The sequence below is a fragment of the Corallococcus sp. CA041A genome, assembly GCF_003612075.1.
Taxonomy (GTDB): Bacteria; Myxococcota; Myxococcia; order Myxococcales; family Myxococcaceae; genus Corallococcus; species Corallococcus exiguus.
Map to the genome: position 1 here is coordinate 31,394 of NZ_RAWF01000026.1, position 20,736 is coordinate 52,129.

The window sequence follows — 20,736 nt, forward strand, 5'->3', positions numbered from 1 at the left end:
TCGGGCCGGTCATCGGGAGCTCCCCGGTGCCCGGCCCGCGCCGTTTCAGAGCAGGTTGCTCCACTTGTGCCGGTTGCGCTCCAGGAAGCGCGCCACCGGCGGGATGCGCGCCACCAGCGGCGTCAGCACGAACACCGCGCCCAGGCGCAGCGGCTTGATGACCTGCGTGGCCACGTACGCCGCGCCCCACGCACCCGCCTGCGCCCCCGTGCCCTCCGGCTGGAAGCCGGCGCGGATGGCCGCCCAGAAGCCCGCCAGCGATAGGAAGAAACTCAGCCAGTACAGGGCGAAGGCCACCGGGCCGTACTCCAGGAGCAACGCCTTGAAGCGCGCCATCAACGTCGGCTTCGCCGCCGGCGGTGCGGTGGTTCCGGGTGGGGCAATGTCGGGAGTGGAAGGTTTCACGTCGGGCTCAACAGGCGCCATGGGCGCACCATGCCCGAAACGGGCGGACTCCGGGAGGGAGAGGGCAGGCGGGCCGGCGGCGTGCGGCCCGGGTCCGGGTTGTCAGGGCTCCCGGGGGCGCGATAGAGGTTCGGGTACCCCATGAAAGCCTCCTTCCGTCTTCTCCTCGTGGTGGTCCTCGCCGTGCTGGCGGCGGATCAGGTGACCAAGTACCTGGCCGTGTCCCGGCTGACGGAAGCGCTGGATGGCCGCAGCGGCATGGCGCGCGTGTCCGGCTTCCTGAGCGAGCAGAACCTGGACAACGACCCTCCGGTGGAGGGCGTGTTCCGCAAGAACACCCGGCCGTACCGCTTCATCGAGGACTACTGGCACTTCCGCTACGTGGAGAACCCGGGCGCGGCGTGGGGCATGTTCTCCAACCTTCCGGAGACGGCGCGCAAGGCGTTCTTCCACGTGGTGAGCCTGGTGGCGCTGGGGTTCATCCTGACGCTGTACCGGAAGACGGAGCCGTCGCAGAAGCTGGTGCGCGTGGCGCTGGCGCTCATCACCGGCGGCGCGCTGGGCAACTTCGTGGACCGGCTCATCCGGGGCTACGTCATCGACTTCATCGACTGGCACTGGCGCAACCAGCCGGGCATGCGCTGGCCCACGTTCAACGTGGCGGACGCGGCCATCTGCGTGGGCGTGGCGCTGATGCTGCTGGACTCGGTGCGCCGGCCGGAGGCAGCCGCCGCTCAGCCGCTGCCCCAGGGCAGCAGCCCGCAGCCGTGACGCGCGGGGGTGGGCTGGTATAAGCCCTCTCCGTGCCGCGCAAATACGTCATCCTCCTCGCCCTCACGTTGGGCGTCATCGTGCTGGACCAGTGGACGAAGTACCTGGTCGTGCGCGATCTCACGACCCGCTTCGACGGGGCCACCACCCTGTCGGAACGGCTGGGCGAGTTCTATTCGCCCGCGGAAGCGCCGGGCTTCCGAGGCCTGCACTTCCAGCCGAAAACGCACGTGGAGGTGGCGGAGAACTTCTTCCGCCTGCGCTACGCGGAGAACCCGGGCGCGGCGTGGGGCATGTTCAGGAACCTGGCCCCGAACGTGCGCGGCCCGCTCTTCCACCTGGTGAGCCTGGGCGCGGTGCTGCTCATCGTCTTCTACTTCCGGAAGCTGTCCGGCAAGGACCCCGCGGAGGTGTGGGCGCTGTGGGGCCTGCCGCTGGTGCTGGGCGGCGCGCTGGGCAACTACATCGACCGCCTGTCGCGGGCCTTCGTCATCGATTTCCTGGAGGCCCATTGGTACGACAAGGCCGCCTGGCCGTCGTTCAACGTCGCGGACATGGCCATCTGCATCGGCGTGGGCATGCTCGTGGTGGATGCCTTCGTGCGCAAGGAGAAGCCGGAGGCCTCCGCTTCCGCGAAGGCCGCGCAGTGACGTGACGGCGGGCCGGGAATGTCCCTCCCGCCCGTCCCGGTTGTCCCCGCCGTTCGTCCGGGCCTCCCGGGCAAGAGGTCCCCATGCTCCCCGTCCTGTTCCGCCTGTCCTTCACCACGCTGTGGATGCAGCTGTTGCTGTACGCCGCCGCGGTGGGAGTGGTGGCCTCCGTCGCCGTCAACGGCTGGCGCGGCACGCTGGGGCCGGTGGACGCGAAGACGGGCAAGGAGGGCCCCGCGTCGCTCCAGGACAAGCTCCTGCGCGCGGTGGGGTTCGCGGTGGTGGGCGGCTTCCTCGCTTACTTCGGCCTGATGTACGCGCTGCCCGCGGACGCGTTCCCCGGGGGAAGGGGCGAGGGCATCCCGCTGCACACCTACGGCGTGCTCCTGGCCGCGGGCTTCGTCACCGCGGTGTCGGTGGCGGGCCGGCTGGCGCAGGACGAGTGGCGCCGGGTGAGCTTCGTGGACGGCCGGGGCTGGGTGGACACGGAGGGGCCCCAGAAGCGCGAGCAGGTGCTCGACATGGCGTTCTGGGTGCTGGTGGGCGGGCTCGTGGGCAGCCGCGTGCTGTTCGTGCTCATCAACTGGAAGGAGTATGCGCGCGACTGGACGCAGGTCTTCTCCCTGGGCGGCGGGCTGGTGTTCTACGGCGGCCTGATTGGCGCGGGGCTGGCGGCGTTCCTCTTCGCTCGCAAGAACAACCTGAACTTCCTGCGGCTGGCGGACGTGTGCATCCCCACCGTGTCGCTGGGGCAGTGCCTGGGGCGCCTGGGGTGCTTCTCCGCCGGGTGCTGCTGGGGCGACATGGCCGGGAGCCACTCGCACACGGGGGTCACCTTTCCGGGCTCCGGGCTGGCCCAGGACCTGTTTGGCCAGTTGGGGCGTGCGTCCAGCCTGGCGTATGGCTCACAGGCCTCGGATCCCCGCTACGTGGTGGAGGCCACCGGACAGGTGCTCCACGAGTGGGCGCCGGGCGCGGTGCGCATCTCCGACTGGGTGGCCCAGCACGGCACCACGCTGCCGGTGTACCCCACGCAGCTCTTCGAGTCCGTGGGGCAGCTGGTGCTCTTCGTGGCGCTCCTGTACGCGCGCCGCATCCGCCGCTTCCATGGGCACATCTTCGCCCTGTGGCTGATGGCCTACGCCGTCCTGCGCACCACGGTGGAGCTGTTCCGGGGCGACGTGGAGCGCGGCACCCTGCACGGTCTGCTGGAGTCGCTGGGCGCCCAGGGGCTGGCCGGGGCGGTGCCCCTGGAGGCCTGGTACAACCTGTCCACCAGCCAGTTCATCTCCCTGGGCATGTTCACCTTCGGTGTGCGGCTGATGCTGCGCCACCGACCGGCGGGTGAGGCCGCTGGCCTGGGGCCTACACCGTCGGCGGCCTGAGGTTGCGAGCCGCGCCCGGGTTGGGGACACTCCGGGAACATGCCGCCGCCCGACAACGCACGGTCCGCCGCCAAAGGTGGGGTCCGGCCCGCGCAACTGGACGCCAGTTCCTCCAGCGAAGCCGCCCTTCAGCAATGTGAAGAGCTGGAGGCGGCCATCGCGGAGCTGCGCCACAGCTACGAGCAGTACTTCCTGGGCATGGAGCGCCAGGCGCCCATCCGCGCGCATGAAGACCTGAAGAAGCGGATGCTGAAGCTCAAGGGGGCCTTCATCCGCAGCACGTCGGTGAAGTTCCGCGTGCAGAGCCTCCACAACAAGTTCCTCACCTACGAGCGGCTGTGGGTGCGCACCATCCAGGAGATTGAAGCCGGCACCTACCGCCGCGACCTGGCCAAGGCCCGCCGCCGCGCCGGGCCGAAGCAGGCCGGTGCCGCTGGCGACCGCCCGAAGGGCGTGGTGGAGATCCCCGAAGAAATCGACGACATGGACTTCGAGGAGATTGAGGAGCTCACCGGCCGCCGCCCCATCAACGAGCCGAAGCTCTCCTCGGAGTACCTGGCGGAGCAGCAGTCCGCGGGCGGTACGCCCTTCCGCGGCAGTCCGTCGGTGGCCCCTGTCGCGGCGCAGCCGGCCGGCGCGCCCCGGGGCACGCCCGCGGGGCTGGTGCCTCCGAAGCAGGGGACCCCGGCGGTCGCGCCCGTGAGCGGGCTGCCGTCCATCTCACCCGTGGCGGGCACGCCGCAGAAGGGGACCCCGGCGGTGGGGACGTCGAAGCTGCCCCCGGTGACGCCGGCGGTGGCCCCGGGTGGGACTCCGGCGGCGGGGCGTCCGGCGGTGCCTCCGGGCATGGCCACCAGGGCTCCAGCGGCGGCCCCGCAGCAGCCCGCGCGTCCGGTGGCTGCCGCCGCGCCCCGTCCCGCGGCGGCCGGTCCCGGTGGCGGCATGTCCGACGACAAGCTGCGCGCGGTGTACGACGCGTACGTCACCGCGAAGCGCCGCTGCCAGGAGGACACGTCCAAGCTGTCCTACGAGTCCGTGGCGGCCACGCTGCGCAAGCAGGTTCCGGAGTTGCTCAAGCAGCACAACGCGAAGGCCGTGGAGTTCAAGGTCGTCATCAAGGACGGCAAGGCCTCGCTCAAGGCCGTGCCCAAGTAGCGAAAGGCACGGATGAACCAGGACCTGGAGTCGCTCAAGGCGCGGGTGGCGCGCCTGTCGGTGATGATCTTCGACATCGACGGCACGCTCACCGACGGCCGCATCTTCTGGGTGCCCAACTCCGGCTGGACGCAGATGTACAGCGTGCGCGACGGCATGGGCATCAAGCGCCTGCAGGAGGTGGGCATCGAGGTGGCCGCCATCTCCGGCGGCGACAGCCTCTCCGCGCAGATGCGCATGCAGTCGCTGGGCTTGCGCCACGTGCACTTCGGCAGTCAGGACAAGGTGGCGCATTTCGAGAAGCTGCTCACCCTCCTCAACGTGTCCGCCGAGCACTGCGGCTACATGGGTGACGAAGTGGTGGACCTGCCGCTGCTCAATGCGGTGGGCTTCTCCGCCACCGTGCCGGAAGCGCCGGACGAGGTGCGCGCCCAGGTGCACTACGTGGCCCAGCGCGCCGCGGGCTTCGGCGCCGCGCGCGAGGTGTGTGAGTTCATCCTGAGGCATCGGACGCGCGTCGCGCCGTGATGTGAAGAAGGGGAAGCACCGCATGAAGTGGGGGATGTTGTTGGGGGTGGGAATCCTGGGGCTGACGGGTTGCGCGAGCGTCATGGGGCCGAAGGAGCCCGACTCGCCGCCCATCGGGCGTGCCACCGTGAAGTGCATCATCACGAAGAAGGGCCGGGCGGAGCAGTGCCGCGCCATCACGTGGGACCCGACCGTCAGCAACGCGCGTCTGGCGCAGGGCATCCGCGACATCGAGTCGACGCAGTACGGACCCGAAGAGGGAGAACGGTTCGGATGGTACGCGGAGGACCACCCGTACACCTTCGAGCTCAGGTTCTGGGATCCGCCCGTTACGGACGGCGGGGTGACGGCGTCCACGCAGTGAGGGCATGACCCTCCCGACCTGGGACAGGCCCGGGGCGTGTGCGGCGCGCGAAATTCACGGGCCTTCTGCCTCACCGTCAAACCGGTGGGACAGGAAAGAGGCCCAAACGTTCGCTCCTGGAAACGCCTACCTCCCCGGCTGGCGTTCGGGTTGTCGCTCCCAGGGCCCGTTCCTACCTTGCGCTGCCTGAAGGCCGGTGGACGGCCCGAGACACCTGGGAGGCGATGTGGGGATGCGGCGGATGTGGCTCGGACTGGCGGTGGCCGTAGGGGTCGCCGTGGCCACCGGATGCGGGCAGTCCCCCGAGGATTCCGAAGCGCGGCTCGCGGCCCTGGAGGCCGAGGGCAAGCAGATGGACCAGGCCCTGGACGCGGTCGAGGACCGGCTCCTGGGCAGCCAGGGACGGCTCGCCATGTGGAACGAGCTGGGGCGGCGTCACCAGGAGGTGAGCGCCATCCAGTGCAAGGTGGCCGACGCCCACATGGCCGCCATCCTCAAGCACGAGGGCAAGCAGAACCAGAAGGCGCGGATGGTGAAGCAGCGCAACTCGATGGCGTCCGTGGACGCCACCGTGCTCACGTCCGGCAAGGGGCCCACGCAGCAGCGCAGCAACTGAGGTTCTAGCCGGGGATGCGCGCGGTGCGCTCGCGGAGGCGCTTCTCCACCGCGATGACGCCCCGGAGGAACAGCCCGGGCGCCAGCCGCCGCAGCCGCCAGAACCAGCGCGCATCCGCCATGGGCAGCGCGTGCGGCGCGCCCTGGTCCACCGCCTTGAGCAGCCGCTCGGCGACCCACTCCGCGCCAATCTTGGACTGGTCCACCAGCTTCACGCTCATGCGGCGCGTCTCCGGGTCGGAGTAGGGCGCGGCCGCGGCGGCGATGTTCGTGCGGAAGAACGTGGGGCACGCCACCGTGACGCCCAGCCCCAGCGGCTGCAGCTCCGCGTAGAGCGTCTCCGACAGCGCGACGACGGCCGCCTTGGACGTGTTGTACGCCGCCAGGTTCGGCGCGTACACGAGCCCCGCCGCGGACGCGATGTTGAGCACGTGCCCGGAGCCCTGCTTCTTCAGGCGGGGCACGAACGCGTGGCAGCCGTGGATGACGCCCCACAAATTCACGTCCAGCACGCGCTTCCATTCCGCCAGGGGCAGTGTGCCCACCGCGCCTCCGGTGGCGACGCCCGCGTTGTTCACCACCAGGTCCACGCCGCCGAACGCTTCGTCCGTGGCGCGCGCCAGCGCCTCCACCGCGTCCGGGTCCGTCACGTCACACGGGTGCACGCGCGCCTCGCCGCCCAGCTCCGTGACGCGGCGGGCGGTCTCCTCCGCGCTGGCCGCGTTCATGTCCGACACCATGACCCGCGCCTGACGGGCCGCCAGCGCTTCACACAGCGCACGGCCCAGACCGCTGCCGGCGCCCGTCACCACCGCGCGAGGACGAGAGGGAAGGCTCATGGTTTTCGGACTCCTGGGGCGAGAGGGAGAATGGCATGACGCGACAGGGCTAGCACGGCGGGCGAAACGCTGGCCATGCATGGGTGCTCGCTTTCCCGGGGAACTCCTGCTTCCGGGCGGGCAGGCGGGCGCACGGTTCGTGACCCGGGGTCGGAAGTTGGCTAGAACCCACAGCCGTGCAACGCGCCTTGGTGGCAGCAATGGCAGTCGCGGCGGCGGCGCTCCTGGGATGCAACGACCTGGAGAACTGCGGCTCGACGGCGGTGGACATCACCCGGACCGACGGGGGCCTCTACCGTTGTGTGACGTCGGAGGACTGCCCCAGGACGTCGCGCGTCTCCGTGTGCGTGACGGACGTCTCCTCGGAGCGCGAGTGCGTGCGCTGCGACGAGACGCGCTGCGTGCGCGTCATCCCGGAGTCCTGCTGATGACGCGCGCGCTGTCGCGGTGGGCATGTGTCCTGGCGGTAGGGGCGCTCGCCGTCACGGGTTGCCGCGACAAGCCGGTGGACCACATGCAGCGCGCCCGCGACGCCATCTTCGAGAAGCGTCCGGACGAAGCGCTGGTGGAGTACCGCAAGGCCTACGAGATGCTGCTGCGCGACGAGACCCCGGAGGCGCTGGTGATGCGCGCCCGGGCGCTCAAGGGCGCGGCGGACGTGTACTGGCTGGAGCAGCGCAAGGTGAAGGAGGCGGTGAGCGTCTACCGCCAGCTCATCCAGCAGTGCCCGGAGGCGCCGGAGTCGCTGGAGGCGCGCATCATCCTGGCGGAGCTGCTGCGGGTGCACTACCGCGACCTGCGCGGCTCCATTGATCAGCTCACCGCCGCGCTGCACCGCAACCCGCCGCAGGGCGCGGAGCTGCAGTACCAGGTGGCCAAGACGTACTTCGAGCTCCAGGACTATCCGCAGTGCGAGCTGGAGGCGAAGAAGCTGCCGGACCGCTTCGCCACCAGCCCCTACGTGGACGACGCGCTCTTCCTCCAGGCGCAGGCCCTGGCCATGGTGGACGGCAAGCGCCAGGAAGCGCTGAAGACGTACGCGGACCTGCGCACGCGCTTCCCGGACTCGGAGCTGGCGCCGCACGCCCTCTTCGAGATGGGCAAACTGCGCGCGGACGCGGGCGACAACGAGAAGGCCATCGAGACCTGGGTGGAGTGCTTGAAGACGCACCCCGACCCGTCGCTGGTGCAGGACGCCATCACCCGGGCACGCCGCCGCCTGGCCAACCTCACGGTGGAGGGGATTGGCAAGAAGGAGGTGGCGTTCGACCGCAGCAAGCAGGCGCGCACCTCCGTGGAAGCCATGGGCGGCAGCGCCGAAGAGGCCGCCCGCGACCGCGGCGACTGACGTTGTTCCGTCGGGCGCATTCGCGTGCGCCCGTTCCTCCCGCGTGCCATGTAACGGCCGGGCCATGCCCTGACGGGGCGCAAGCGGCCCTTCTCGCGTGGGAGGCATTCACATGATCGTGCTGGTGACAGGGGCCACGGCGGGCATCGGGCAGGCCATCGCGCGCCGCTTCGTGAAGGAGGGCGCGCGGGTCATCGCCGCCGGACGGCGGAGCGACCGGCTGGACGCGCTCAAGGCGGAGCTGGGCGAACGGCTGCTGCCGGTGACGCTGGACGTGACGGACAAGGCGGCGGTGAAGGCGGCGTTCGCCTCGCTGCCGGCGGACTTCGCGCAGGTGGACGTGCTGGTGAACAACGCGGGGCTCGCGCTGGGGCTGGAGCCCGCGCAGGCGGCGCGGCTGGAGGACTGGGACGTGGTGGTGGACACCAACGTGAAGGGCCTCCTGTACTGCACGCGTGAGGCGCTCGCGGGCATGGTGGCGCGCGACCGGGGGCACGTCATCAACATCGGCTCCATCGCGGGCGAGTTCCCGTACCCCGGCGGCAACGTGTACGGCGCGACGAAGGCGTTCGTGCATCAGTTCACGCTCAACCTGCGCGCGGACCTGCACGGCACCGCGGTGCGCGTCACGGACATCCAGCCGGGGCTGTTGGGCGGCACGGAGTTCTCCCACGTGCGCTTCCGCGGCGACGAGGCGAAGGCCGCCGCGCTCTACGACAAGACCCAGCCGCTCACGCCCGAGGACGTCGCGGACACGGCGTACTGGGTGGCCACTCGCCCCGCGCACGTGAACATCAACGTCGTCTCCATGATGCCGGTGGCGCAGGCCTTCGGGCCGCTGCTGGTGAAGCGCGGCGGCTGAACAAGCGAAGGCGCCACGATGCCGGCGTGAGGCGCAAGGCCTCGCCGCGACGCTGGCGGCGCGCCAGGCGCTTCAGCCCGGCACGGGCAACGCGGCTTCCAGGAGCGGCGCGGGCACCGACGGGTCGTCCGCGTCCGCCACCAGCAGCACGTGGACGCGGCCACCCTCCACGCGCGCGTCCACGCCCTCCAGCTTCACGGGCACGTCCACCGCGTCCAGGTACACGGGCGTGCCATCTGGCGCGAGCACGCCCACCGCCGAACCTTTCAACGGCCCATCCGCCACGCGGTCGCGAGACGCCTCCGCCGTGGCGGTGAACACCACGCGCCCGTCCGGCAGCGGCGACGCGTCCGTGAAGGACAGCCGGACGCCGTTGGCTTCACCCAGCTCCCACCGCCGCACGGTGCGCACGGCCTCCGGCCCCATCACGCCCACGTCCAGGCTGGCCAGCACGCGGTCCAGGTCCAGGTCCACCAGCGCGTCCACGCCGCCCTCGCCGTTGCCCCGGTTGAGCAGCCGCAGCCGCTTGCCCGCCACCGCCGCGCCCTCCACGTTGAGCGCCACCAGCTCGCGCTCCAACTGCACGTAGAGCGACGTGCAGTCCACCGTGCGCGGCTCGCCCGCGAGCGTCCCGTCCGCGTTCAAGGGCAGCACCGACGCCCGGCGCCGCGCGGGCGTGGACCCCGAGGGCAGGGCCAGGAGCGCCCCGTGCGCGAAGGACGCGGACGGACCCAGCCTGCACAGCGCCTCCAGGTCCGGCTTCGCAGCCTTGCGCTCCGCGTGTCCTGCCGGAAGCTCTCCGGGAAAGAGGCGCACGGTGTGGCCCGGCGCGTCTCCGGCCGCGGGGAACACCGCGAGGTGGAGCGCGTCGTCCGCGACGACGTAGAGCCAGTCCCCCGCGCGCACCAGACCACTGGCGGCGGAGACGTGCGCGGGACGGCCGGGGGCTTCGGGCGCCGCGAGGGTGAGCGTGCGCCGACGGGTGGTGGGAATCATGGGTCCCGGGAGCGTCGCCGACTACAGCAGGGTTCCGCTCAGGAAGAGGCTCGCGGCCGTGAAGTAGATGACGAGTCCGGACACGTCCACCAGCGTGGCCACGAAGGGCGCGGACGCGCTCGCGGGGTCGAAGCCCACGCGCCGGAGGATGAACGGCAGCATGGAACCGGACAGTGTGCCGAAGATGACCACGCCCACCAGGGACACGCCCACCGTCATGCCGATGAGGAATGCGTGTTCGCCGTAGCTGTGGAACAGGCCCTGCCACACCATCACGCGGGTGAAGCCCACGACTCCCAGGATCGCGCCCAGCGCCAGGCCCGTGCTGAGTTCGCGCCGGGCCACGCGCCACCAGTCCTTCAGCCGCATCTCCGACAGCGCCAGCGACCGGATGATGAGCGTGGTGGCCTGGCTGCCGGAGTTGCCGCCGGAGCTGATGATGAGCGGGATGAAGAGGCTCAGCACGACGGCGCGAGCAATCTCATGCTCGAAGTAGCCCATGGCCGTGGCGGTGAGCATCTCCCCCAGGAAGAGCACCATCAGCCAGCCGGCGCGCTTCTTGAGCATCGCCAGGAAGCCCACGTCGAAGTAGGGCGCGTCCAGGGCCTCCATACCGCCGACCTTCTGGATGTCCTCCGTGGCCTCTTCCTGGACCACGTCCACGATGTCGTCCACCGTGACGATGCCCTTCATGCGCCGCTGCTCGTCCACCACGGGCATGGCCATGAAGCTGTGTTCGGAGAAGGTGCGGCTCACCGCCTCCTGGTCCGTGTTCTCCGCCACGGTGATGACGTCGCGGATCATCACGTCCGCCACGCGCTTGTCCGGCGCGGCCTGGAAGAGCTGGCGCAGGGACAGCACGCCCTGCAGCCGCTGCTCGGCGTCCAGCACGTACGCGTAGTAGACGGTCTCCACCTTCTCGCGCGCCTGCTTGCGCAGATACCCGATGGCCTCGTCGATGCTCATGTCCGGGCGCACGCGGGCGAAGCGCGGGTTCATGAGACCGCCGGCGTCGTCCTCCGAGTAAGCCAGCAGGACGTTCACCTCGCGGCGGCTGGCGTCGTCCAGCTGCGACAGGATGGCGTCCACCTGCTCCGGCTCCACGGCCTGGACCAGGTCGGCCAGGTCGTCCGGGGGGAGCAGGCGGACCCAGGTGCGGCGCTCGCCCTGGGGGAGGCTGAGGATGAGCTCGGATTGCTCGCGCGCGGTGAGGCCCAGGAAGAAGTCGTCCGCCACCGCCGCGGGCAGCAGGCGGAACCCCTCCAGGCGCTCGTCCATGGAGAGCACGGCCCACGCCTCGTGAAGCTCGTCGGGGGACAGCGCGTTCTGGCTCTGGGGACTCTCCACCATGACGACGGCCTCGAAAGAAGAGGGGGAGGGTGCGCGCCTCGCTGCATCGCGCGCGGGCCTCTCTACACCCCCGCAGGGGGCGCGGCGAGCGGAAGGCGCGAAACATCGTGTGGAAATCGCGTCCGCCTGCCTGCCCATGCCGCCCGTGTCCACGGGTTCACGGGAGGGCGCCCCGGTTGTTGGGGGCGCCACGGATGGGTCAGGCCTTCTGCTGGATGAGCTCCACCTTGTAGCCGTCCGGGTCCTCCACGAAGGCGATGACGGTGGTGCCGTGTTTCATGGGGCCGGGCTCGCGGACGACCTTGCCGCCGGCCTGCCGGATGGCGTTGGCGGTGGCGTGGATGTCGCTGACGCCCAGGGCGATGTGGCCGTAGGCGGAGCCCAGCTCGTACTTCGCCGTGTCCCAGTTGTGGGTGAGCTCCAGGGCCGGGTGGGTGTCCTCCGGGCCGTAGCCAACGAAGGCGAGCGTGAACCGGCCGTCCGGGTAGTCCTGGCGGCGCAGGAGCTTCATGCCGATGACGCGGGTGTAGAAGTCGAGCGACTTCTCCAGGTCGCCGACCCGGAGCATGGTGTGGAGGATGCGCATGCGGTCGCTATAACCGCGCCAGCGTGTAGGTGCGCAGGCTAAAGCGCGCCGTCCGCACGGGGGACGGGCCGGGTGGCCGCATCGAAGCAGGCCCTGGCGGTGCCGGTGAACGCGGCGATGAGCCGCTGGCGCATGTCCGCGTCCGCCGCGAAGACAGTCATCCAGATGGACCAATGGCCCAGCGCCGTGGCCTGCCGGATGACCAGCCTCCGCATGTGGGGCGTGTCGGAGGCAGCGAGGCAGTCCCGGGCTTCTTCCGCTCGTGCCCACGCCTCCCTGCGATGCTGCCAGCGGCGGTCGCTGGCCCTGGGGTGGTGGGGCGGCAGCTTGTCGAGCCCCGTGAGCTGAAGCGTCCGCTCCGCGCGACGCCGCTCCTGGGGGCTCAGGTTCGGCGCCGCGGTCACGACTCCGTCCGCGGCGTGGACGAAGGCCCGGGCCGTGTTGTCGCGGTCCGGCCAGTAGTAGCTCCCCAGGCGGATGCGTTTGGCGCTCTTGGTGCTGTTGCAGTTCACGCAGGCGAGCAGGAAGTTGTGCCACTCCCGCGCGAGCCCGGGGTGATGCTCCTGGGGAAGCATGTGCTCCACGGCGAGGCTGGCGTTCATCCGGCCCTCGCAGAACGAGCAGTACTCACCCATCCGCTCGATGAGGGCGCCGCGCGCCTCCGGGTAATCGGAGAAGGTCCGGCGCACGCCCTCGCCGTCGACGGGCCAGTCCCCCCGCTCCACGGGCCTCACGATTCGTCTCCGGGGAGCCCGGCCTTGCCTCGCTGCATCTCCAGGAAGGCGTGGTAGGCGACGTCGTCGCTGAAGGGCGCGGAGAGTTCGTCGAGCTCCTGCTTGAGGCGTTGGAGTTCCTTGCCCTTGGAGCCCTTCGCCTGCTCCAGCGCCGCGTAGTACTTCCGCGCCGCCTCCATCATCACCTGATGGCGATGGCTGCGCTGGGGAAGGTCCACGCCCATCACCTCCTGTGCGATGTCCTCGATGCTCCGGCTGGGGAGCGTCTCGCGGGATTGATCATCCAGGTTGATGAGCTCGTTCTCGCGCAGCGACTGGATGATGAAGGGCGAGTGGGTCGTGGCCACGAACTGCATCTGGGGGAAGACCTTGCGCAGGTCGTCCACCACTTCGCGTTGCCAGTTGGGGTGCAGGTGCAGGTCCAACTCGTCGATGAGGACGATGCCCGGCGTCTGGGAGGGCGCCTGCTCACGCAGGTGCGGATTGAGGGTGGCGGTGCGGTAGGCGATGTTGCCCACCATGGCCAGCATGCTCCGGGCGCCGTCGCTCAGCATGTCGAAGGGCAGCTGGGCGCCGTCCTTCTTGCTCGCGACCAGCATGCCCAGCCGCAGGTCGTAGCGGACGTCCGTCCAGTCCCGCATGCACTCGCGAAGCGCGTGCTTCACCGCGCCCAACGTGCCGAGCGCGCGCCCCTCCTGGAGCTGGATCAACTCCATGGTCTTGAACCAGGAGATGAAGTCCTTGTGATTGGAGGAGGGGTCGAGGCACCCGTGATAGCCCCTGAACCGCGAGCGGGGCTTGAGGACCCTGGCTCCATCCGACGCCGTGGACTGGCGGGCCCGGCGTTGCAGCCAGAGGCGTCCCGTCCCGTAGTAGGCGATGAGCGGCAGGGCGACGTCCTTGCCCTTGCGCACCTGCGAACGCCAGGACAGCGTCCGCTTGGACAGGTCGGATGTCTGTCCATGGGTGGTGTGCTTGTTGGGGCCTTCGAGCGTCCGCGCCCACTCCAGGCTCTTCCCTTCGATGAGGCCTTTGCAGCGCACCTCCACGGGGTAGAGGGCCTCCAGCGTGGGGACCTCGCCCGCGGTGTGCATCACGCGCCGCACGTCATCGCGATGGATGCCGGGAGGCGTGGCGCCCTCCAGCCCCAGGAAGATGGCGCCCGCCGCGATGGAGAGCGCGTCGAGGATGGCCGTCTTCCCCGTGCCGTTGTCGCCGATGAGCACGTTGAACGAGGGCGAGAACTCGAAGGCTCGCGACGCGAATCCACGGAAGTTCTTGACCTCGATGCGCTCGATTCTCATCGGTGCTTTCGTCGGGACCTGTGGGACATCGTGTCCGCCAGTATCTTCCAGGTCCCTGGCGACGCACGTGAATTCCCTACGTTGCGAGAGCGCCCCGGTCAGCCAGGCAGGCGTCCGCTCTGGGGTGAAAAGGCGACATCGGAGGGCCACTCGGGGCAGGGACGCGCGTCCGGCGCGTGCTATGCCCACCGGCATGAAACACGCTCAAAGCCAGGCCCTCTTCGCCCGTGCGCAGGCGCGCATCCCGGGCGGCGTGAACTCTCCGGTGCGTGCCTTCCGTGGCGTGGGAGGCGACCCCGTCTTCTTCAAGGAAGGCTCCGGTGCGTGGCTCACCGACGTGGACGGCAACCGCTACGTGGACCTGGTGGGCAGCTGGGGCCCGCTCATCCTGGGCCACGCGTACCCGCCCATCGTGGAGGCCATCGTGGAGGCCGCCCGGCGCGGCACCACGTTCGGCGCGCCCGTCGCCGCGGAGGTGGAGTTCGCGGAGCTGCTCTGCGCCACGGTGCCTTCGGTGGAGAAGGTGCGCCTGGTGTCCAGTGGCACGGAGGCCACGGTGGCCGCCGTCCGCGTGGCGCGCGGCTTCACCGGCCGCGACTACATCCTCAAGTTCGAAGGCTGCTTCCACGGCGCGGGTGACCCGTTCCTCGTGAAGGCGGGCAGCGGCGTGGAGACGCTAGGCCTGCCGGACTCCCCGGGCGTGCCGTCCGCGCTGGCGTCGCTCACGCTCACCGCGCCCTTCAACGACCTGGAGGCCGTGGAGCGCATCTTCAACGAGAAGGGCAAGGACATCGCCTGCGCCATCATCGAGCCGGTGGTGGGCAACATGGGCGTGCTGGTGCCGCGCCCCGGCTTCCTCGAAGGGCTGCAGAAGCTCTGCCAGAAGCACGGCGTGCTCTTCGTGCTGGATGAGGTGATGACGGGCTTCCGGCTCGCTCGCGGCGGCGCGCAGGAGCTGTACGGGCTCAAGCCGGACCTGACCACCATGGCGAAGGTGGTGGGCGGCGGCATGCCGCTGGGCGCGTACGGCGGCCGGCGCGACATCATGTCGAAGGTCGCGCCGGAGGGGCCCGTGTACCAGTCCGGCACGCTGTCCGGGAACCCGGTGGCGGTGGCGGCGGGCCTGGCGTGCGTGAAGGCGCTGGCGGCGCCGGGGACGTACGCGCGGCTGGAGCAGCTGGGCCTGCTGTTGGAGGAGGGCTTCCGCGCGGAGGCGAAGGCGGCGGGCGTGCCGGTGACGGTGAACCGCGTGGGCAGCATGATCACGGTGTTCTTCACGTCGGAGCCGGTGTTCGACTACGCGTCCGCGAAGAAGGCGGACACGGCGAAGTTCGGGCGCTTCTTCCACGCGATGCTTCAGGAAGGTGTGTACCTGCCGCCCAGCCAGTTCGAGGCGGCGTTCATTTCGCTGGCCATCGGCGAGCCGGAGGTGGCGCACGTGCTCGCCGCGGCTCGCAAGGCGTTCCGCGCGCTTGGCGACGCCCGTTGAACCAGAGGCCCTGACCGGGCCCGTGCGCTTCGGTCCCTATACCCTCGTGCGCCGCATTGGCGCCGGGGGGATGGGGGAGGTCTTCCTCGCGCGCGAGGAGGGCGTGGGGCGCGCGGTCGTGGTGAAGAAGGTGCTGCCGGGGCTCGTGGACAGCCGGCAGTTCGTGGGCCGCTTCCGCGACGAGGCCCGCGTGGTGGTGCGGCTGGCGCACCCGAACATCGCGCGCGTGTACGCGATGGGCGAGGTGGACGGGCAGCTGTACCTCGCCATGGAGTACGTGCTGGGCAAGACGCTCAGCCGGCTCGCGTACCGCCTGCGTCAGCGCCAGCGGATGATGCCCCTGGGCCCGCTGCTCCAGATGGGCATCCGGCTGTGCGAGGGCCTGGCGTACGCGCACGACGCGACGGATGAGGAAGGGCACCCGCTGCACCTGGTGCACCGTGACCTGTCCCCCGCGAACGTGTGCGTGAGCTACGCGGGCGAGGTGAAGATCATCGACTTCGGCGCGGCGCAGTCCACGCTGAAGGAGCAGCAGACGGCGCCGCGCGTGGTGATTGGCAACCTCACGTACATGGCGCCGGAGCAGGCCCGCAAGCGCACGGTGGATCGGCGCGCGGACCTGTACGCGGTGGGCGTGGTGCTGTGGGAGTTGTTCTCGTGGAAGCCGCTGTCGCAGCGGGGCGACCCGTTGGAGCGCTGGCGGCGCGCGGCCTATCCGCAGTGGGAGCCGGCAGGGCACTACCGGCCGGACCTGCCGCGCGCGGTGGACGCGTTCCTGGCGCGCGCGCTGGCATCCGAGCCGAACGACCGCTTCCCCACGGCGACGGCCATGGCGGAGGCGCTGGGCGCGCTGAAGGAGAAGCTGGCGCCCAACGTGACGGATCAGGACCTGGTGCGGCTGATGTCCGCGGCCTTCCCGCGCGAGAAGGTCATCGAGCAGCAGATGCTGGACGACCTGCTGCGCGAGCAGCCCGAGCGCGCGAACACGCGTCAGGAGTTCCCGTCCGTGCTCGCGCCCCCCGGGACCATGGATCCGGCGGAGGGGCTCCGAGCACAGGAGGACATCGCGACGGAGGCGCTGGACGCGGCGAAGTTGCGGCGGGCGGAGGGCCCGGAGACCGGAGCGCTGGGCGCCGCGAAGCCGAGGCCGCCGGAGAGCACGCGAGCGGGCCCGGAGACCGGAGCGCGTAACGCCGCGAAGCCGCCACCGCCGGAGTACGCCAGCGTGGGGCAGCAGACCGAGGCCCTGGACGCGACGCAGGTGGAGCAGGCGCTGCGCGCGGCGGCGGAGGCGAAGAGGCTCCAGGAGGAGTCTGGCGACGCGTCGGAGCTGCCGCGCAAGGCGCCTCCGGCGCGGCTGCACAACCTGGAAATCACCATGGATGCCTGGCTGCCAGGCATCGGCGCCGCGGAGCCCACCACGCCAGGACTTCCTCCCCAGACCCCGGAGGTGGGCAAGGCCCCGCCGGCACCGGCGGTGGACCTCCAGTGGACGCCCGGGCCGGGCGAGGACGAGGCCACCTCCCAGGAGGTTCCCGGCCCGCTGGAATCCCGTGGGGGCCCGGGCTCCGAGGACACCACCGACCCGGGGGAGCGCACCCCCGCGGGCAGGCAGGCTCCGGCGGAAGAACCGTCCCGGCCGGATTGGAATCCGGGCCCGGACGCGAAAGACTCCGTTACACACCTTCGAGCGTCTCACAGTGAGGGGCCCCCCCCGGCCCCGGAGGACTCACCGATGCAGAACCGCCCCTCGCGCCCGGGCTGGACTCCTGGCGCAGGCAGTGAGGACTCCACCACCAACGAGCGGCCCACGCGCAAGAGCGCCACGGGTCTGCCCGCCACCGGCAAGGGTGGCTGGACTCCGGGCTCCGGCGAGGAAGACGCCACCGAGGGCGCTGGTTCCTCGCCCATGGCTGCGCGCCCCAGCACGGACGACGCGGAAGAAGAGAGCACCGACGTCGAAAAGCCCGGCCGCCCCAAGGCGAACGCGGCGCCGCGCGCCCCTGCCTCCCAGCCTCGTCCCCAGACCTCCGTGGGACCCGCGCCGCAGTCGCGTCCCGCCACCTCCGTGGGGGCCGCCCCCCAGGCGCGTCCCGCCGAGGCGTTCCCGGACGCCACCCGCCCCATGTCCCAGGACGAGCTGCCGGTGCCCTGGTCGCCGCAGGGCGCGGGCGAAGCCACCGAGGCCCTGGAGGCCGCGAAGATCTTCGGAGCCCTGTCCCAGACGACGGGCAACATGCCGGCCTACCTGGACGAGAAGGCGACCCCCTACGTCCCGCCCAAGGAAGTCCCTCGCCGCCAGGCCCCCGTCGTGAATGAGCGGCCCCATGAGACGCGCCCCATGCAGGTGCGGACCAAGACGCGCGAAACGCTCGTGGGCTACGACATGGACATCTCCGAGGCGCTCCGGCAAGCGGAGCTGAAGCGCCGCGAAGCCGAGCTCGCCGCCGAGAAGCGCAACACCAAGAAGAAGAAGCCCGTGAAGTCCAAGGGGGGCAACCCGCTCCAGGGTCTGTGGCCCATCCCGCCTCAGTACCGCTTCTGGGCCATGCTCGTGGTGGTGGCCCTGGCGTGCGGCCTGGGCTTCGGCGTGATGTGGCTCTTCCTGGGCGGCGGCGAAGGCGGCACCTGAGCGCGCGCCTCTTCGTCAGGCGCCCGTCAGGGGCAGGTTCGGCGCCACCGGCGGCTCCAGCGGCAGGAAGAGGCGGAAGATGGTGCCCTTGCCCGTCTCCGGCGCGTCCAGCGACACCTGGCCCACGTGTGAGTCGATGATGCGCTTCACCACGGCGAGCCCCAGCCCGGTGCCCTGCGCCTTGGTGGTGAAGAAGGGCTCGAAGACGCGCGCGCGCAGCTCCGCCGGGATGCCCGGCCCCGTGTCGCTGATCTCCACCTGCACGCCGGCCCGGTCCATCCACGCCTTGCGCGCCATCACGCGCAGCGTGCCGCCCTGGGGCATCATGGCCTGCACGGCGTTGAGCGCCACGTTGAGGAAGCACTGGCGGATGAGCCGCTCGTCCACCGTCACCGTCGGCACGTCCTCCTCCATCACCCACTCCACCCGCACCTGGGACGGCGAGGTGCCGCCCACGTCGGCGAGCGCGCTGCCCACCGCCTCCTCCAACAGCTGTGTCACCGACACCGGATACAGGTGCGGCGACGGAGGCCGCGCGAACGTGAGCAGGTCCGCGACGATGCGGTTGAGCCGGTCCGCCTCCTCCCCCACGATGTCCACCAGCGGGATGGCCGGATTCTCCGGACCGATGATGCGGCGGATGGTGGCCACCGAATTGAAGATGGCGCCCAGGGGGTTGCGCACCTCGTGGGCCACCACCGCGGACAGCTCGCCCAGCGCGACCAGCCGCTCGCGGTTCACCAGCTGCTCCTGCGCGCGCGCCAGCTCCGCGTAGCTCTGCTTCAGGTCCTCCACCAGCCGCGCGCCCTCCAGCGCCAGCGATAGCTGATTGGCGATGGCGTCCGCGCGCTCCAGCTCCGCGGGCGTGAAGCGGCGGGGCCGGCGCGTCTCCACCATCACCGCTACGCCCACCATCTGGTCGTGCACGGCGAGCGGCAGCACCATGTACGACTGGGCCTCCGCGGCGCGGCGCAGCTCGTCGTCCGCCCGCACCTCCAGGCTCGCGTCCTCCACGCGGAGCGGCTGGCGCGTGCGGAACACCAGGCCCGCGAGCGAATTCTCCGACGGGTCCAGCGACACGTGACGCCCCACCAGCTCCGGGTGGCTGCCCGTCGCCGCGCGGATGGCGAGCTGTTTCCCCTGGGCATCCGGCAGAAGCACGTACGCGTCCGGCACGTCCACGATGCGCGCCAGACTGGTGACGCCCGTGGCCAGCAGCCGGTCCAGCTCCAGCGTGGCCGCCAGCGCCTTGCCCACCTCGTGCATCAGCGCCAGGTCCTCCGCCCGGCCGCGCACCTCGTCCAGCAGCCGGTGGGACTCGATGGCAGCCGCGAAGTGCGTGCCCATGGCCTGGAGTGTCTCCACCTCCAGCGCGGTGAGCCGGCGGCGCGCGTGGAACAGCACGCTCAACGTGCCCACGCCGCGCGAGCGCACCCGCAGCGGCACCGATACCAGCGTCTGGAACGCCAGCGCCCGGAGCGCGTCGCGCGTGGGCGCGGGACACGTCTCCGCGTCCAGCACCTGCACGGCGTCCGGCATCCCGCCCGGACGGGGAAGCGACCCCAGCCGCGCGCGGCGCACGCGCGCCACCGCGTCCTCGGACAGGCCGCGCGCGTACACGAGCTCCAGGGCCTCGCCCGACTCGTGCCGCGTGTCCGCGGGCAGGAGCAGGCACACGGCGTCGCAGCCCAGCAGGCCTGAGATTTCTTCCGTGCCGGAGCCGAAGAAGGCGCGCGGGTGGGGCGCGGACGCGGCCTGTGACGCCAGCCGTCCCAACGCGGTGAGCGCCGTCGCGCGCACGCTCAGCCGCTGGATGGTGCGCGCCGCGTCCAGCGCGGAGGACACCTGCTGGCCGAACAGCCGCACCGCGGCCACGTCCTCCTCGCTCAGCCAGTCGGAGGCGAGCACCAGCATGGCCGTGGGCGCGTTCTCCACGTCGATGCGCACGCCCACCGCCCGGTGCGTCTCCACGCGCCGGAACACCGCCAGCACCGCGTCCATGCGCGCTTCGGACACGAAGCGGGACGCCTCCACGCCCAGGTCCTCCATCCACGCATCGCCCTCGCGCCAGGTGCGCACCAGCGCGGGCGCCCAGCCGCCAGGGGTCTCCACCCGCACGCGACCTCCCAGCGACGGCGCGTGCGGCACCAGCCGGGGGGACAGTCCCGCCACGGACAGCTCCACGCCCACACCCCGGGGCGTCAGCCACGCGAAGCCCAGCTCCAGCGCCTCCAGCCCCCGGAACACCTCCTCGCGCACCGCGTCCTCGGAGTGCAGCGCGCGCACCGCGCTGCCCAGCTCCGCCAGCCGCCGCAGCACCGTGCGGCGCCGGACGCGGGACGTCACGTCGCGCACCTGCACCACCCAATCCCTGGCATGCGGATGCACCGTCAGCTCCACGCGGAGCCCTTCGTTGCCCACGGCCAGCCACGCCTCGTAGGTGCCCGCCACGGGCGACGAACCCAGCCTCCGCGCGAGCCGATCCGCTGGGTCCTCCAACGGTCCCGGCTCCCACAGGAGCGCCGTCACGGGCTTGCCCGACAGCTGCTCTCGCTCCACGCCCATCAGGCGGGAAAGGGCCGCGTTTGAATGGATGAGCAGGCCGTCCCGAAGCACGAACATGCCCAGGGGCATGTCGTCGAAGAGGCGGTACTCCGCCCCTGGCTCCTCGGAAACCGTCCCCACCCGACGGTTCGTGCGCTCTGTGCTCCTCACCCCCCTAC

Annotated in this window: 20 protein-coding genes; 12 read left to right on the forward strand and 8 right to left on the reverse strand. The window is 71.1% G+C overall.

Features of this window, described 5'->3' with window-relative positions; translation table 11 throughout:
- Positions 1-45 precede the first annotated feature (45 nt).
- Positions 46-405, reverse strand: coding sequence for a hypothetical protein (locus tag D7V77_RS07405; RefSeq protein ID WP_233596744.1), 360 nt, complete (start codon positions 403-405; stop codon positions 46-48).
- Between the two features lie 141 nt (positions 406-546).
- Between D7V77_RS07405 and lspA (D7V77_RS07410) the strand changes: the two genes are divergently transcribed.
- The 7 genes from lspA (D7V77_RS07410) (at position 547) to D7V77_RS07440 (ending at position 5,874) form a co-directional block, all read left to right on the forward strand.
- Positions 547-1,176 (forward strand): signal peptidase II, encoded by a 630-nt coding sequence (gene lspA / locus D7V77_RS07410; protein ID WP_120575561.1) that lies wholly within the window; start codon positions 547-549, stop codon positions 1,174-1,176.
- A gap of 32 nt (positions 1,177-1,208) precedes the next feature.
- Positions 1,209-1,826, forward strand: a complete 618-nt coding sequence (gene lspA / locus D7V77_RS07415) for a signal peptidase II (RefSeq protein ID WP_120575562.1) — start codon at positions 1,209-1,211, stop codon at positions 1,824-1,826.
- An 83-nt stretch (positions 1,827-1,909) separates the two neighbouring features.
- Positions 1,910-3,211: a prolipoprotein diacylglyceryl transferase gene (locus D7V77_RS07420; protein WP_120575563.1), complete on the forward strand. Its 1,302-nt coding sequence runs from the start codon at positions 1,910-1,912 to the stop codon at positions 3,209-3,211.
- A gap of 39 nt (positions 3,212-3,250) precedes the next feature.
- Positions 3,251-4,366: an MXAN_5187 C-terminal domain-containing protein gene (locus tag D7V77_RS07425; protein WP_120575564.1), complete on the forward strand. Its 1,116-nt coding sequence runs from the start codon at positions 3,251-3,253 to the stop codon at positions 4,364-4,366.
- 12 nt (positions 4,367-4,378) lie between these two features.
- A complete protein-coding gene (locus D7V77_RS07430; RefSeq protein WP_120575565.1) occupies positions 4,379-4,894 on the forward strand; it encodes an HAD family hydrolase in 516 nt (171 codons plus the stop codon).
- Between the two features lie 22 nt (positions 4,895-4,916).
- Positions 4,917-5,258 (forward strand): hypothetical protein, encoded by a 342-nt coding sequence (locus D7V77_RS07435; protein ID WP_126933262.1) that lies wholly within the window; start codon positions 4,917-4,919, stop codon positions 5,256-5,258.
- Positions 5,259-5,499: 241 nt separating this feature from the next.
- Entirely contained in the window at positions 5,500-5,874 is a 375-nt protein-coding gene (locus D7V77_RS07440) for a hypothetical protein (protein ID WP_233596745.1), read from the forward strand.
- Positions 5,875-5,878: 4 nt separating this feature from the next.
- On the opposite strand, the gene D7V77_RS07445 is transcribed toward D7V77_RS07440, so the two are convergent.
- A complete protein-coding gene (locus tag D7V77_RS07445; protein ID WP_120575568.1) occupies positions 5,879-6,712 on the reverse strand; it encodes an SDR family NAD(P)-dependent oxidoreductase in 834 nt (277 codons plus the stop codon).
- 200 nt (positions 6,713-6,912) lie between these two features.
- On the opposite strand from D7V77_RS07445, the gene D7V77_RS07450 reads away from it, so the two are divergent.
- The 3 genes from D7V77_RS07450 to D7V77_RS07460 all read left to right on the forward strand — a co-directional run bounded on the left by D7V77_RS07450 (position 6,913) and on the right by D7V77_RS07460 (position 8,922).
- Positions 6,913-7,140 (forward strand): hypothetical protein, encoded by a 228-nt coding sequence (locus tag D7V77_RS07450; protein WP_169820314.1) that lies wholly within the window; start codon positions 6,913-6,915, stop codon positions 7,138-7,140.
- The gene (locus tag D7V77_RS07455) at positions 7,140-8,060 is read left to right on the forward strand and encodes a tetratricopeptide repeat protein (RefSeq protein WP_120575569.1); all 921 of its coding nucleotides are present in this window, start codon (positions 7,140-7,142) and stop codon (positions 8,058-8,060) included. Before D7V77_RS07450 ends, D7V77_RS07455 begins: the two co-directional genes overlap by 1 nt.
- A 112-nt stretch (positions 8,061-8,172) precedes the next feature.
- Positions 8,173-8,922, forward strand: a complete 750-nt coding sequence (locus D7V77_RS07460; protein WP_120575570.1) for an SDR family NAD(P)-dependent oxidoreductase — start codon at positions 8,173-8,175, stop codon at positions 8,920-8,922.
- Positions 8,923-8,994: 72 nt separating this feature from the next.
- On the opposite strand, the gene D7V77_RS07465 is transcribed toward D7V77_RS07460, so the two are convergent.
- The 5 genes from D7V77_RS07465 to D7V77_RS07485 all read right to left on the reverse strand — a co-directional run bounded on the left by D7V77_RS07465 (position 8,995) and on the right by D7V77_RS07485 (position 13,892).
- Positions 8,995-9,918 (reverse strand): hypothetical protein, encoded by a 924-nt coding sequence (locus D7V77_RS07465; protein WP_120575571.1) that lies wholly within the window; start codon positions 9,916-9,918, stop codon positions 8,995-8,997.
- Positions 9,919-9,939: 21 nt separating this feature from the next.
- Positions 9,940-11,268, reverse strand: coding sequence for a magnesium transporter (mgtE, locus tag D7V77_RS07470; protein ID WP_120575572.1), 1,329 nt, complete (start codon positions 11,266-11,268; stop codon positions 9,940-9,942).
- 199 nt (positions 11,269-11,467) lie between these two features.
- A complete protein-coding gene (gene gloA, locus D7V77_RS07475; protein ID WP_120575573.1) occupies positions 11,468-11,854 on the reverse strand; it encodes a lactoylglutathione lyase in 387 nt (128 codons plus the stop codon).
- Between the two features lie 38 nt (positions 11,855-11,892).
- A complete protein-coding gene (locus D7V77_RS07480) occupies positions 11,893-12,588 on the reverse strand; it encodes an HNH endonuclease (protein WP_120575574.1) in 696 nt (231 codons plus the stop codon).
- Positions 12,585-13,892 carry an AAA family ATPase gene (locus tag D7V77_RS07485; RefSeq protein ID WP_120575575.1) on the reverse strand — a complete coding sequence of 436 codons (1,308 nt, stop codon included), beginning with the start codon at positions 13,890-13,892 and terminating at the stop codon, positions 12,585-12,587. Before D7V77_RS07485 ends, D7V77_RS07480 begins: the two co-directional genes overlap by 4 nt.
- 193 nt (positions 13,893-14,085) lie before the next feature.
- Here D7V77_RS07485 and hemL point away from each other — a divergent pair, with 193 nt between their 5' ends.
- Positions 14,086-15,381 carry a glutamate-1-semialdehyde 2,1-aminomutase gene (gene hemL, locus D7V77_RS07490; protein WP_120575579.1) on the forward strand — a complete coding sequence of 432 codons (1,296 nt, stop codon included), beginning with the start codon at positions 14,086-14,088 and terminating at the stop codon, positions 15,379-15,381.
- Positions 15,365-18,013, forward strand: coding sequence for a serine/threonine-protein kinase (locus D7V77_RS44225; protein ID WP_199733748.1), 2,649 nt, complete (start codon positions 15,365-15,367; stop codon positions 18,011-18,013). The genes hemL and D7V77_RS44225 overlap by 17 nt, the downstream gene beginning before the upstream one ends.
- A 15-nt stretch (positions 18,014-18,028) precedes the next feature.
- Here D7V77_RS44225 and D7V77_RS07500 read toward each other — a convergent pair.
- The coding region (locus D7V77_RS07500; RefSeq protein WP_368666177.1) for a GAF domain-containing protein at positions 18,029-20,736 on the reverse strand (2,708 nt) is incomplete at its 5' end.